This window comes from Kitasatospora sp. NPDC057512, assembly GCF_042802135.1.
GTDB lineage: Bacteria > Actinomycetota > Actinomycetes > Streptomycetales > Streptomycetaceae > Kitasatospora.
The window spans coordinates 16711-29748 of record NZ_JBHVET010000019.1 but is presented as its reverse complement, the minus strand read 5'-3'; the positions used below and the strand labels follow the sequence as shown (position 1 = coordinate 29748).

At 70.9% G+C, this 13038-nt stretch carries 10 protein-coding genes and 1 pseudogene; 6 read left to right on the top strand and 5 right to left on the bottom strand.

From position 1 onward, the window contains the following. Nucleotides 1–36 precede the first annotated feature (36 nt). From ACFU6K_RS03000 to ACFU6K_RS02985, 4 genes and pseudogenes are all read right to left on the bottom strand, one after another. A complete protein-coding gene (locus ACFU6K_RS03000; protein ID WP_380660536.1) occupies nucleotides 37–927 on the bottom strand; it encodes a metal-dependent hydrolase in 891 nt (296 codons plus the stop codon). A gap of 168 nt (nucleotides 928–1095) precedes the next feature. Beyond that, nucleotides 1096–2199 carry a Yip1 family protein gene (locus ACFU6K_RS02995; RefSeq protein WP_380660535.1) on the bottom strand — a complete coding sequence of 368 codons (1104 nt, stop codon included), beginning with the start codon at nucleotides 2197–2199 and terminating at the stop codon, nucleotides 1096–1098. Between the two features lie 186 nt (nucleotides 2200–2385). Beyond that, nucleotides 2386–3459 (bottom strand): annotated as a pseudogene (locus tag ACFU6K_RS02990) (sugar phosphate nucleotidyltransferase); the annotation flags it as partial. Nucleotides 3460–3801: 342 nt separating this feature from the next. Then, entirely contained in the window at nucleotides 3802–6045 is a 2244-nt protein-coding gene (locus tag ACFU6K_RS02985) for a (Fe-S)-binding protein (protein ID WP_380660534.1), read from the bottom strand. Between the two features lie 326 nt (nucleotides 6046–6371). Here ACFU6K_RS02985 and dnaK point away from each other — a divergent pair, with 326 nt between their 5' ends. From dnaK to ACFU6K_RS02960, 5 genes are all read left to right on the top strand, one after another. Next, nucleotides 6372–8213 (top strand): molecular chaperone DnaK, encoded by a 1842-nt coding sequence (gene dnaK, locus ACFU6K_RS02980; RefSeq protein WP_074001854.1) that lies wholly within the window; start codon nucleotides 6372–6374, stop codon nucleotides 8211–8213. Beyond that, nucleotides 8210–8830: a nucleotide exchange factor GrpE gene (gene grpE / locus ACFU6K_RS02975; protein WP_380660533.1), complete on the top strand. Its 621-nt coding sequence runs from the start codon at nucleotides 8210–8212 to the stop codon at nucleotides 8828–8830. The genes dnaK and grpE overlap by 4 nt, the downstream gene beginning before the upstream one ends. Before the next feature lie 146 nt (nucleotides 8831–8976). Beyond that, complete coding sequence (dnaJ, locus tag ACFU6K_RS02970; RefSeq protein WP_380660532.1) at nucleotides 8977–10140, top strand: molecular chaperone DnaJ; 1164 nt, start codon at nucleotides 8977–8979, stop codon at nucleotides 10138–10140. A gap of 7 nt (nucleotides 10141–10147) precedes the next feature. Beyond that, the gene (locus tag ACFU6K_RS02965; RefSeq protein WP_380660531.1) at nucleotides 10148–10678 is read left to right on the top strand and encodes a heat shock protein transcriptional repressor HspR; all 531 of its coding nucleotides are present in this window, start codon (nucleotides 10148–10150) and stop codon (nucleotides 10676–10678) included. Nucleotides 10679–10852: 174 nt separating this feature from the next. Next, nucleotides 10853–11842 carry a hypothetical protein gene (locus ACFU6K_RS02960; RefSeq protein WP_380660530.1) on the top strand — a complete coding sequence of 330 codons (990 nt, stop codon included), beginning with the start codon at nucleotides 10853–10855 and terminating at the stop codon, nucleotides 11840–11842. Between the two features lie 81 nt (nucleotides 11843–11923). Here the strand turns inward: ACFU6K_RS02960 and ACFU6K_RS02955 are convergent, their stop codons facing one another. Further along, nucleotides 11924–12082: a hypothetical protein gene (locus tag ACFU6K_RS02955; protein WP_380660529.1), complete on the bottom strand. Its 159-nt coding sequence runs from the start codon at nucleotides 12080–12082 to the stop codon at nucleotides 11924–11926. 335 nt (nucleotides 12083–12417) lie between these two features. On the opposite strand from ACFU6K_RS02955, the gene ACFU6K_RS02950 reads away from it, so the two are divergent. Further along, on the top strand, nucleotides 12418–13035 hold the full coding sequence (locus ACFU6K_RS02950; protein ID WP_380660528.1) for a hypothetical protein: 618 nt from the start codon (nucleotides 12418–12420) through the stop codon (nucleotides 13033–13035). Nucleotides 13036–13038: the final 3 nt, after the last annotated feature.

The window sequence follows — 13038 nt, the reverse complement described above, 5'->3', positions numbered from 1 at the left end:
TCCCTCAGGTGAGGGATCGGCCGCCCGCGGCGTTTCTCAGGCCCGCTTGGGGCTGGTGACGGCGACCAGCTCGGTGCCGTCCTCGGACAGCCGCAGCTCGGTGCGCAGCTCGGCCAGCTCGCCGAGGTGGTGCAGGTGGGTGCCGCCGCAGAAGATCTGCGCGCCGCCCTCAGGCAGCTCGCAGTGCCACTGGCGGCGGGCGGTGAGCTCGGGGCCGGGGACCTCGATGCGGACCGGGGCGTCGGCGGCGACCCAGGCGGCCAGCCGCGCGTTGACGTCCTCGGTGAGGGCCGGCAGGGCGTCGGCGAGGGCCGGGAACTCCTCGGTGGCGTCCACCGTGAAGCCCTTCTTCTTCAGCGACTTGCCGAGCCGGTAGGTGTCGGTGCTGGCCGCGGTGTCCATCACCGAGCTCGCCATGGCGAGGCTGTCGAAGTCCGGGTGTCCGAAGGCGTCCGAGCGGCCCGGGTCCTTGCGCCAGCGCGGGGCGAGCGCGGCGTTCAGGGCGAGGGCGAGCAGGTGGCAGCCGCTGTGCGAGGCGCTGAGGGCGCCCCGGCGGTCGGCGTCGACGGCGAGCGCGGCGGTGCGGCCGACGAGCTCGCCCGGGTCGCCGTCGACGACGTGCAGGACCAGCCAGGACCACTCCTCGTCACCGCGCCGGACCGGGATGTCGGCGCCGACCAGCAGGTCCCCGCCCTCCGGGCCGACGGCGCCGGTCAGGCAGTCGACCACGGCCAGCTCGGTGCCGTCCACGGTCAGGGTGCCGAGGTCGGCCGGCTGGTCGGGCCAGGTGTGGTCGAGCGGGTGGAACGGGGTCGCCGCGGTGACGACGGCGTACCGGCCGTCGGCCAGCGGGTGCACCGCGAGCACCGGGGACTCGCCGGTCACCGCCCCGGCCGGGAAGCTGACGTGGGTGGTGGGGAGGGTCATGCCTGGCTCCGGTGAAGGTGGGACGACGAGGGTGGGCGGGCCCGGCGCTCGGCCGCGACCCGCCCCCATTCTGCCCTTCGCCCGTCGGAGCCCTCGGCCCGGCGTCGCTCCACCCGACGTCGCTCCACCCGACGTCGCTCGGCCCGACGTCGCTCCACCCGGTGCGGCTCAGCCCAGCGTCGGCAGCTTGATCAGCACCAGCAGCGCGACCAGCTGTATCGCCGAGGCGGCCGCGGCCTTGCCCCAGGGCAGGTCGTGCAGCCGCCGGACCATGCTGGTCAGCAGGTACGCGCAGAGCATCCAGGTGGCCCAGCCGACGACCTGGACGACGGCGCTGCCGGAGGGCAGCACCAGGTCGAGCAGCAGCCGGGGCGCGTCGGTGAGCCAGCCGATCAGCGCGGCCAGGCCGACGGTCGCCTTCCACGGGCCGTCGCCGCCCAGCTGGCGGGCCATCGCGTAGGTGACCCCACCGAAGAGCGCGCCGGCCACGGTGAAGCCGATGGCGGCGGCGAGGATGCCGGTCAGCGCCACGGTGAAGGTCGAGTTGACGATGTCGTCGTGGGTCAGCCCGATGCCGAGCACCGCGAGCGCGCCGTACAGCAGCGAGACGGTGAGCGCGGGCAGCCAGACCTGGTGGTCGCGGGTGCGGTCGAAGATCGCGGTCGGACTGCGGAACAGGCCGGTGAACAGTTCGCGCCAGTGCGGCCGGGGCCCGGCGACGTGCGGGGCGGACTGGCCGCCGGCCCGGTAGACGGCGACGTTGTCCTGGCCGTACGGCTGCTGCTGGTCGTAGCCCTGCTCCGGGCCGTAGCCCTGGTCCTGGCCGTAGCCCTGCTCCGGGCCGTAGCCCTGGTCCTGGCCGTAGCCCTGCTCCGGGCCGTAGCCCTGCTCGGGGCCGTACGGCGGCTGCTGCCCGTGGCCGTCGTCGTAGTAGCCGTGCTCCTGGCCGGGGTGCCCCTGGTACGGCGGCTGTCCCTGGTACGGACCGCCGGCCGCGTACGGGTCGCCGACGGGGAAGGCCCGGGTGCTGCCGGGCCGGTCCGCCGCGTACGGGTCGTACCCGTCCCCCGCCGTGTGCCCGGGACCGCCGGGCGTGCCGGGACCGCCCGGACCGCCGGGCGTGCCGCCGGGCGTCGCCGCGTGCGGGGCCGTGAAGTACTCCGGCCCGTCCGTCCCCCCGTGCCCCCCGGGCGCGGACGGCGGCGGAGGGGCCGACCACCCGCCGTGCGGACGGTCCGCGCCCTGACCGCTGTCGTATCGATTACCAGCCACGGTCCGAAGGTACCCGTCCGGCCCGGCCCGCGGCGGCCCCGGACGAAGCCGGGGCCGGTTTGCAGCGAGGCTGAGACGAACGGGGCCGAAAACCCGCGGGGCGCGGGGTGGCTACCGCTGTGCGCCGACCGACGGCCCGTGCACCGCCGCGGCCGCGCTGGTGCCGGCCGGGCAGCCGCCCGGGCCGGCCGAGGTGCGGACGGCGCCGACCGGCAGCAGGGTGCCGCAGGCGATCCGGATGCCGTTCGGCAGCTCGTTGTCCGACTCCACGATCGCGCCGTCGCCGATCACCGCGCCGTCCAGCGCCGAGCGGTCGCCGACGGTGGCGAAGGCGCCCACGATCGAGTCCTTGACCAGGGTGTCCGGGCCGATCACCGCGCCGGGCAGGATCACGCTGCCCTCGACGATCGCGCCGGCCTCGACCACCGCGTCCTCGGCGACCACGGTGCCGCCGCTGAGCACCGCGCCCGGGTGGACGGTGGCGCCGGGCAGCAGCAGGGCGTCGCCGGTCGGGCCGGGGACGGCCGGGGAGTCGACCTTGCCGAGCACCAGGTCGGCCGAGCCGCGGACGAACGCCGCCGGGGTGCCCAGGTCCAGCCAGTACGAGGTGTCGACGACGCCGCGCAGCAGCGCGCCGGTGGCCAGCAGCTCGGGGAAGGTCTCGCGCTCGACGGAGACCTCGCGGCCGGTCGGGATCCGGTCGATCACGGACCGGGTGAAGACGTAGCAACCGGCGTTGATCTGGTCGGTGACGATCTGCTCCGGGGTCTCCGGCTTCTCCAGGAACTCCAGCACCCGCCCGTCCTCGTCGGTCGGGACGAGGCCGAAGGCGCGCGGGTCCTCGACCCGGGTCAGGTGCAGGGTGACGTCGGCCCCGGCGGCCACGTGGCCGTCGCGCAGGGCGGCGATGTCGACACCGGAGAGGATGTCGCCGTTGAAGACCAGGACCGGCTCGTCCGGGCCGCAGGTCAGGCCGGAGGCTGCGTTGCGGATGGCCCCGCCGGTGCCCAGCGGCTCGCGCTCGGTCAGGTAGACGAGCTCGATGCCGTACGGGGTGCCGTCCTGGAAGTGGTCCTCGAACACCTCGGCCAGGTACGAGGTGGCCAGCACGACGCGGGTGACGCCGGCGGCGGCCGCGCGGGCCAACTGGTGCGCGATGAACGGGACGCCTGCCACCGGCAGCATCGGCTTGGGGGTGTGGGTGGTCAGCGGACGCAGTCGCGTGCCCTTACCACCGACCAGCATGATCGCCTCGGTCATGGTCTGCGCTGTTCCCCTTGTGGTCTCTGCGGCCCGGCCCGGCGGGCCGACACCTCGTCGTCGGTCTGGACCCGGCCGTCCGGCCGGCGCGGGTCGCCACCCGCCCGGGGCTTCCGTCCGGAACGGGTCGACCGGCACGAAGCCGGTCCGGGCCTACTGTATTTGCTTCCGACCGAATGCCCGTCCGGCGCCTGTGCGATTGCCGTCACCCCCCGTACGCCCGCCGTACCGGCGCGGGCCGTCCGGAGCGACCGAAAGCCCGGCCCGGCGGGCGCGTTCGCGGCGTCCACCGGGCCGGGCAGTTGTAGCAGAACTGTCGAACAGCGGGCTCGTCGGAGCCGGTCAGGCGTCCACCGTCGCGGGCTGCTCCTCGTTCCCGGTCGGCGGGAGGGCCTTCACCGAGTCGAGCAGCAGCTGGGCCACGTCGACCACCTTCAGGTGCTCCTTGGCCGCGCCCTCGTTCTTCTTGCCGTTGACCGAGTCGGAGAGCATCACCAGGCAGAACGGGCAGGCGGTGGAGACGATGTCCGGGTCGAGCGACAGCGCCTCGTCCACGCGCTCGGTGTTGATCCGCTTGCCGATGCGCTCCTCCATCCACATCCGGGCACCGCCGGCGCCGCAGCAGAAGCCGCGCTCCTTGTGCCGGTGCATCTCCTGCTGGCGCAGACCGGGGACCTTGTCCATGATCTCGCGCGGCGGGCTGTAGACCTTGTTGTGGCGGCCCAGGTAGCAGGGGTCGTGGTAGGTGATCAGGCCCTCGACCGGGTTGACCGGGATCAGCTTGCCCTCGTCGATGAGGTGCTGCAGCAGCTGGGTGTGGTGGATGACCTCGAAGTGGCCGCCCAGCTGCGGGTACTCGTTGGCGATGGTGTTGAAGCAGTGCGGGCAGGTGGCCACGATCCGCTTGACCGGGGCGTCCTCCAGGGCCGCGTTCAGCGTCTCCACGTTCTGCGCGCCGAGCATCTGGAACAGGAACTCGTTGCCCAGGCGGCGGGCGGAGTCACCGGTGCAGGACTCCTCCTTGCCGAGGATCGCGAACTTCACGCCCGCGGTGTGCAGCAGCTCGGCGAAGGCCTTGGTGGTCTTCTTGGCGCGGTCCTCCAGGGCGCCGGCGCAGCCGACCCAGTAGAGGTACTCGACCTCGGCGGGGTCGATGTCCTCGCCGATCACCGGCACCTCGATGCCGGTCTCCTTCTTGAGCTCCTTGACCCAGTCCAGGCGGGCCTTGGTGGCCATGCCCCACGGGTTGCCCTTGTTCTCCAGGTTCTTGAGCATCGTCCCGGCCTCGGTCGGGAACGAGGACTCGATCATCACCTGGTAGCGGCGCATGTCGACGATGTGGTCGATGTGCTCGATGTCCACCGGGCACTGCTCGACGCAGGCGCCGCAGGTGGTGCAGGACCACAGCACGTCCGGGTCGATGACGCCGCCCAAACCACCGGAGTCAGGGGCCTCGGCGGTGCCGATCAGCGGGCGCTCGGCCTCGGCCAGGGCGGCCGCCGGGACGTCCTTGAGCTGCTCGGAGGTGGCCTTCTCCTCGCCCTCCATGTCCTTGCCGCCGCCGGCCAGCAGGTACGGCGCCTTGCCGTAGGCGTGCTCGCGCAGGCTCATGATCAGCAGCTTCGGGGAGAGCGGCTTGCCGGTGTTCCAGGCCGGGCACTGCGACTGGCAGCGGCCGCACTCGGTGCAGGTGGAGAAGTCGAGGATGCCCTTCCAGGAGAAGTGCTCGACCTGGGAGACGCCGAAGACGGCGTCCTCGGCCGGATCCTCGAAGTCGATCGGCTGACCGCCCGAGGTCATCGGACGGAGGGCGCCGAGCGCGGTGCCGCCGTCCTCCTCGCGCTTGAAGTAGATGTTGAAGAAGCCGAGGAAGCGGTGCCAGGCCACGCCCATCGAGGGGTTGAGGCCGATGGTGGTCGCCCACGCGAACGAGATGCAGATCTTCAGCATCGCGAACAGGTAGATCAGGTTCTCCAGCGTGCCGTGCGACAGGCCGCTCAGCGCGGAGACCAGCGGGTACGAGACCAGGTGCTCCGGCCCGTACGAGTCGACGCCGTTGAGGGCGCCCTCCAGGGCGCGCAGCATCAGGATGCACAGGCCGATGCCGAGGATCGTGTACTCGACGTAGAAGGCCTGCCAGGCGATCGAGCCGGCGAACCGGGACTTGCGGCCGGACCGGGACGGCAGGCTCATCAGCCGGATCACGATCAGGACCGCGATGCCCAGCGTGGTCAGGGTGCCGACCAGCTCGACGAAGAGCTGCCAGACCATCCAGTGGCCGATGATCGGCAGCGCGAACTCGGCGTCGAAGAGCTGGCCGAAGGCGTTGACGATGGTCAGCACCAGGCTGAAGAAGCCGACCGCCACGAACCAGTGGGCGATGCCGACGATCCCCCAGCGGTTCATCCTGGTGTGGCCGACGAACTCGGTCGCGACGGTCTTCACCCGCTGGGCGGGCCGCCCGAAGCGGGTGGTGTCGTCCGCACCGGTGCGGACCACCTTGTAGATGTACAGCGCCGCACGGGCGGCGAGCGCGGTGCCGATCACGAATGTGACCAGCGAGATGACGATCGCTGCTAGCTGCATCGGCTCTCCGTCTCCTGCGGCTTTGCGGTTGAGCAGGCTCTGCGGTTACACGGTCTTTGGAACTGAAGTGCTTTGGAACTGAGTGTACTGGTCGGTAACTTGCCGGGCCGACGGCCCGGACATTACCGGTGACCGACCGTTGTCCAGAAGATTCCCAAGCTATGGCGGCAGTCACGTGGCCGCACCCCCGCCACGGCGTGGCGGGCCCGCCTCCGCCCGCCCGCTCAGCAAAGTTGAGCGGGTGGCACTCATAGCTGTTGACTCCACCCGCCGGGTCGTGCATCCTTGAGCCTGTAAAGCTCAACTCTTCCGTGGAGGTATCTACGATGGCACGCGCGGTCGGCATCGACCTCGGTACGACGAACTCGGTCGTCAGCGTTCTGGAGGGTGGCGAGCCCACCGTCATCACGAACGCCGAGGGCGCTCGGACCACGCCGTCCGTCGTCGCCTTCGCCAAGAACGGCGAGGTCCTCGTCGGCGAGGTGGCCAAGCGCCAGGCGGTCACCAACGTCGACCGCACCATCCGCTCGGTCAAGCGCCACATGGGCACCGGGTGGAAGATCAACATCGATGGCAAGGACTTCAACCCCCAGCAGATCTCGGCCTTCGTGCTGCAGAAGCTGAAGCGGGACGCCGAGGCGTACCTGGGCGAGACGGTCACCGACGCCGTCATCACCGTCCCGGCGTACTTCAACGACTCCGAGCGCCAGGCCACCAAGGAGGCCGGCGAGATCGCGGGCCTGAACGTCCTGCGCATCGTCAACGAGCCGACCGCGGCCGCCCTGGCGTACGGCCTGGACAAGGACGACCAGACCATCCTGGTCTTCGACCTCGGCGGCGGCACCTTCGACGTCTCCCTGCTGGAGATCGGCGACGGGGTCGTCGAGGTGAAGGCCACCAACGGTGACAACCACCTCGGTGGCGACGACTGGGACCAGCGCGTCGTCGACCACCTGGTCAAGGTCTTCCAGGGCGGCCACGGCGTCGACCTGTCCAAGGACAAGATGGCCCTCCAGCGTCTGCGCGAGGCCGCCGAGAAGGCCAAGATCGAGCTGTCCTCGTCCTCCGAGACCTCGATCAACCTGCCGTACATCACGGCCTCCGCCGAGGGCCCGCTGCACCTGGACGAGAAGCTCACCCGCGCCCAGTTCCAGCAGCTGACCGCGGACCTGCTGGAGCGCTGCAAGGTCCCGTTCCACAACGTCATCAAGGACGCCGGCATCTCGCTCTCCGAGATCGACCACGTCGTCCTCGTCGGCGGCTCGACCCGCATGCCGGCCGTCGCCGAGCTCGTCAAGGAGCTGACCGGCGGCCAGGACGCCAACAAGGGCGTCAACCCGGACGAGGTCGTCGCCATCGGCGCCGCGCTCCAGGCCGGTGTCCTGAAGGGCGAGGTCAAGGACGTCCTGCTGCTCGACGTCACCCCGCTGTCCCTCGGCATCGAGACCAAGGGCGGCATCATGACCAAGCTGATCGAGCGCAACACCACGATCCCGACCAAGCGCTCCGAGATCTTCACCACGGCCGAGGACAACCAGCCGTCCGTGCAGATCCAGGTCTACCAGGGCGAGCGCGAGATCGCCGCGTACAACAAGAAGCTCGGCATGTTCGAGCTGACCGGCCTGCCGCCGGCGCCGCGCGGCCTGCCGCAGATCGAGGTCACCTTCGACATCGACGCCAACGGCATCATGCACGTCGGCGCCAAGGACCTCGGCACCGGCAAGGAGCAGAAGATGACCGTCACCGGCGGCTCCTCGCTGCCGAAGGACGAGGTCGACCGCATGCGCCGCGAGGCCGAGCAGTACGCCGAGGACGACCACAAGCGCCGCGAGGCCGTCGAGACGCGCAACTCCGCCGAGCAGCTCGTCTACTCGACCGAGAAGTTCATCGCCGACAACGCCGACAAGCTGCCGGGCGACGTCAAGACCGAGGTCGAGACCGCCATCGGCGAGCTCAAGGAGGCCCTGAAGGGCGAGGACATCGCGAAGATCCGCGAGGCCTCGGAGAAGGTCTCCACCACCGCGCAGAAGCTCGGCCAGGCGCTGTACGCCAACGCCGACGCCACCGCCGGTGCCGCCCCCTCCGGTGACTCCGCCCAGGCCAAGGACGACGACGTCGTCGACGCCGAGATCGTGGACGACGAGAAGCCCAAGGGCGGTGCGGCATGACGGACAAGCCGCAGGGCGGCAAGCCCGGCGACGACTCCGCCGCCGAAGAGGCCGTGATCAAGGCTGCCGAGGAGGCCGCCGCGGCCGGCAGCGGGGAGTCCGGTTCGGAGGGTCTCGCCGCCGCCAAGCGCGAGCTCGCCGAGCGCACCGGTGACCTGCAGCGCCTCCAGGCCGAGTACCAGAACTACCGCAAGCGGGTCGAGCGCGACCGGCTGACCGTCCGCGAGATCGCCGTCTCCAACATCCTGGAGTCGCTGATCCCGGTCCTGGACGACATCGGCCGCGCCCGCGAGCACGGCGAGGTCACGGGCGGCTTCAAGTCCGTCGCCGAGTCGCTGGAGACGGTCGTCGCCAAGCTGGGCCTGCAGCAGTTCGGCAAGGAGGGCGAGCCCTTCGACCCGACCATGCACGAGGCGCTGATGCACAGCTACTCCTCGGACGTCACCGAGGACACCTGTGTCCAGGTCCTCCAGCCCGGCTACCGCATCGGCGAGCGGATCATCCGCCCGGCGATGGTGGCGGTCGCGGAGCCCCAGCCCGGCAGCCAGGCGTCCGCCACGGACGCCGAGGCGAAGTCCGCCGACGCGGACAAGTCCGACGGTGGCTCGGACAGCTGACAACCTGTGACGGGTGACAACCAGTGCGCTGCGGAGTCGTACGCCGGCCAGTACGGCGGCCGGCTCCGCAGCGCGCTGTCAGCAGTCGTGCTCGCAGCCGCTGTTGACAGCTCAGTGACGATGGACATCGGGAGGTGGCGTACGCCATGAGTGGCAAGGACTTTGTCGAGAAGGACTACTACAAGGTCCTCGGCGTGCCCAAGGACGCCACCGCCACCGAGATCAAGAAGACCTACCGCAAGCTCGCCCGCGAGTTCCACCCCGACGCCAACAAGGGTGACGCCAAGGCCGAGGAGCGGTTCAAGGACATCTCCGAGGCGTACGACGTCCTCTCCGACGAGAAGCGCCGCAAGGAGTACGACGAGGCCCGCAGCCTCTTCGCCAACGGCGGCTTCCGGGCCGGCGGCGGCCCCGGCGGCACCGGCAGCTACAGCTTCGACTTCGGCGACCTCTTCAGCGGCAGCCAGGGCGGCGCCGGCGGCGGGGGCGGCATCGGCGACGTCTTCGGCGGCCTCTTCAACCGCGGCGGCACCCGGCAGGCCCAGCCCCGGCGCGGCGCCGACGTCGAGACCGAGGTGACGCTCTCCTTCGAGGAGGCGGTGGACGGCGCGACCGTCCCGCTGCGGATGACCAGCCAGGCCCCCTGCCGCAGCTGCAACGGCACCGGCGCCAAGACCGGCACCACCCCGCGGGTCTGCCCGACCTGCGTCGGCGCGGGCACCGTCAGCCGCGGCCAGGGCGCCTTCGCGCTCTCCGAGCCGTGCAAGGACTGCCGCGGCCGGGGCATGATCGTCGACGACCCGTGCACCGACTGCCACGGCAGCGGCCGGGCCAGCTCGGCCCGCACCATGCAGGTCCGGATCCCGGCCGGCGTCCAGGCCGACCAGCGCATCCGGCTCAAGGGCAAGGGCGCGCAGGGCGAGCGCGGCGGACAGCCCGGCGACCTCTACGTCACCGTGCACGTCGACCCCCACCCCGTCTTCGGCCGCAAGGGCGACAACCTCACCGTCACCGTGCCGGTCACCTTCCCCGAGGCCACGCTCGGCGCCACCATCGAGGTGCCCACGCTGAACGGCCCCGCCGTGAAGCTCAAGCTCCCCCCGGGCAGCGCCAACGGCCTCACCATGCGCGCCCGCGGCAAGGGCGCCACCCGCAAGGACGGCACCCGCGGCGACCTCCTCGTCACCGTCGAGGTCGTGGTGCCGCAGCACGTCACCGGCGACGCGCTGAACGCCCTGGAGCAGTACCGCGAGGCCACCGCCTCCGACGATCCGCGCGCCGCCCTCTTCCGGGCGGCGAAGGGAGCGTGACGACCAGATGTCCCCGATGAACCCGATCGACCCCGACACCCCGATCGGCCCCGGCCTCGGCGAAGGCCTGCCCGGCGCCGGCCCCCGCCGCACCCGCCGCGCCGCCGCGTCCCCGCCGCCGTACGTCCTCACCGAGGACACCCCGGTGTACGTCATCTCCGTGGCCGCCGAACTGTCCGGCCTGCACCCGCAGACGCTGCGCCAGTACGACCGCCTCGGCCTGGTCTGCCCCGACCGCACCGCCGGCCGCGGCCGCCGCTACTCCGCGCGCGACATCCAGCAGCTGCGCGAGGTGCAGCGGCTCTCCCAGGACGAGGGCATCAACCTGGCGGGCATCAAGCGGATCATCGAGCTGGAGAACCAGGTCACCGCCCTCCGGTCCCGCGTCGCGGAACTGGTCGACTCCCTGGAAGGCGCCGCCACCGCCCTCCAGCAGCGCGAGGCCGCCGTCCACGCCTCCTACCGCCGCGACCTCGTCCCGTACCAGCCCCCCACCCCGCAGTCCAGCGCCCTCGTCGTCTGGCGCCCCAAGCGCTGACCGGGCACCCACCGGCCGCCGGCCCCTCCTCCCGGGGGGTGCCGGCGGCTGCCGTGTGGTGAGAGAGTGCGGTCGCCGTCCCTCTCCGGGGCCCAATGGATCTGGCATGCTAAAAATCGTCCAGCGTCAGCGCTGATGGAACGCAGGTAGCACTGCAACGGCAAGGAGTCACGAATGAGTGGACGAGAGCAGCCCCTTGCCGCCGGCTCGACCATCCTCTCGGCGGAAGCTCGCGAGCTGTATCTCGCCGTCGTCCGGGGAGACGGCAGTCTGCCGTCGGGTCCGAATTCCAACACCGATGATTCCGCACGGGACGAGCTGGTGAGACTCGGGCTCCTCGTCCCCGACGCCGATGACGCGGACTTCCTCGTGGCCGTCGATCCCGCGCAGCTCTCGACCAGTCTCAGCCATTCCTGGCAGCGCCAGGCGCTGGAACTCCTGTCCCGCGCGGTGTCCTTCCCATCCGAACTGCAGGAGCTGGCCCGGGAATTCCACACCCCGAACAACTCCGGGGGTTCGATAGAGCATGTGCGCGGGAAAGCCCTGATCAGGCAACGACTGGAGCAGTTCAGGGATTCCGGGTTCGAGGAGGCCCTGGCGCTCCAGCCTGGCGGCCCCCGCCAACCGGACCTCCTCGCCAGGATGATCGCCTACGACCTGAAGACGCTCAGCAGCGGTACGAGGATGCGGACGATCTACCACGCCAGCACCCGTTACCACCAGCCGACCAGGGATTACGTGGCGACGCTGGCGCAGGCCGGCGGCCAGTACCGGACCCTCGACGAGCCCTACACGCGACTCATCGTGATGGACCGGCGAGTGGCCGTGATCCCGATCGACGACGACATGAGCCTCGCGGCCTTCATCTACGACCCGGCCATCGTCGACTACCTCGCCAAGGAGGTGTTCGAGCAGTACTGGAGCCGCGCGCTCGAATTCGAGGGCGACCGGACGGTACCCCAGCAGGTGGTGTCCCGCCTGCGCCAGACGATCATCGACCAAATGCTCGAAGGCACCAACCACCGGGTGATCGCGCGGCGCCTGGGAATCAGCGAACGGACGCTGGCGAGACATATCGCCGAAATGCGGGACGACTACAAGGTCGACTCGCTGTTCCAACTCGGGTACACGCTCGGCCGAAAGGCCCAGGGATCCGTCGACTGAACCGCCCGGCCGCTTTCACCTGAATTCGACGAACTCACCGGAGAATTCCGCCCCCGTGACCGCGCGCCCCGTCGGCCGCGTTCACTGCCAGGAGATGTCGTCCGCGATGGCAACGGCAGCCGTGCCGGCGGTCCCGTCGTGCGAGTCGGCGCCGATCGCGAGCGAGCCCGCACCAGCCACCGCGGCGACGACAGCCAGCGAAAACACTATCTTGCAGACAAATCGGCGCATTTCGGTCACGCCCTCACTCTCTCTGCCGAGATCCGTCACTAGAAGCATCGAGCAGGATAACGGCTCAGATACAACTGCGCGAGAGGTGGCGACCGCCTGCCGCCGGTGGGCGGGATGTGCGTCATCTCCCTGCCAGTCATCCAGATGACACAGGCCAACCCTGGACGCGCCACTGCCCCGCGATGGACGATCAGTTCGCTCCCAATGGTCCGGCAAGGACACCACACCTTGCCAATGTACCGTCAAATTCTAAACCGTTCATCGTGGCGTCAGTCCATAGAACGGTCCACAGCCAACGCATCGCCGACACACACTCCCCCGGTCGGCCTTTCCCCGGAGTCGACATGACCGAGCCCTACCTGCGTCACCACGACAGCCAGGCCCCTGAGGGTCGGCGTGCACGTGTGTTCCTGGCCGCCCCGCTGATGCGACTGACCGGGCCGGCCGACAGCGTGGTGACCCTCGCCAGCCGGACGCGGCTGACGACGCTCCGCACCACCCTCCTCCGCAGCGGTGCCGCCGTGTACAGCGCGCACCACAGCGACGCCTGGACCATCTCCGGCCGCGCGCCCGAGCCCCGCGTCCCCTCCGACTTCCGCGCCCTCCAGTCCGCGGACCTCGTGTTCGCCTACGTCGGCGCCCCGCTCTCGGCCGGCGTGAGCCTGGAGCTCGGCTGGGCGTCGGCGCTGCGCAAGCCGATCGTCCTCCTGGTCGACGAGGCCATCACCCACAACCCGCTGATCGCCACCATCGAGCAGGTCGCCCCCGTCCTCCCGCTGGTCTTCGACGACACCTGGTCGCAGGAGGCCCTCAACCACACGGTCGAGACCGCACTCGACTGGGCCGGCATGGCGCTCTCCCTGCGCGAGGGCTTCTGGACCGCCCCCGGCGAGCAGTTCAACGTCCCCCGGCAGCAGCCCTCCGTCCCCGGCTACTGGCCGACCGGCGCCGCCACCGGCTGAGCA

Coding starts and splice junctions, on each gene's coding strand:
- dnaJ (WP_380660532.1), top strand. CDS start 8,977: ATGAGTGGCAAGGACTTTGTCGAGAAGGACTACTACAAGGTCCTCGGC.
- ACFU6K_RS02950 (WP_380660528.1), top strand. CDS start 12,418: ATGACCGAGCCCTACCTGCGTCACCACGACAGCCAGGCCCCTGAGGGT.
- ACFU6K_RS02960 (WP_380660530.1), top strand. CDS start 10,853: ATGAGTGGACGAGAGCAGCCCCTTGCCGCCGGCTCGACCATCCTCTCG.
- ACFU6K_RS02965 (WP_380660531.1), top strand. CDS start 10,148: ATGTCCCCGATGAACCCGATCGACCCCGACACCCCGATCGGCCCCGGC.
- grpE (WP_380660533.1), top strand. CDS start 8,210: ATGACGGACAAGCCGCAGGGCGGCAAGCCCGGCGACGACTCCGCCGCC.
- dnaK (WP_074001854.1), top strand. CDS start 6,372: ATGGCACGCGCGGTCGGCATCGACCTCGGTACGACGAACTCGGTCGTC.
- ACFU6K_RS03000 (WP_380660536.1), bottom strand. CDS start 927: ATGACCCTCCCCACCACCCACGTCAGCTTCCCGGCCGGGGCGGTGACC.
- ACFU6K_RS02985 (WP_380660534.1), bottom strand. CDS start 6,045: ATGCAGCTAGCAGCGATCGTCATCTCGCTGGTCACATTCGTGATCGGC.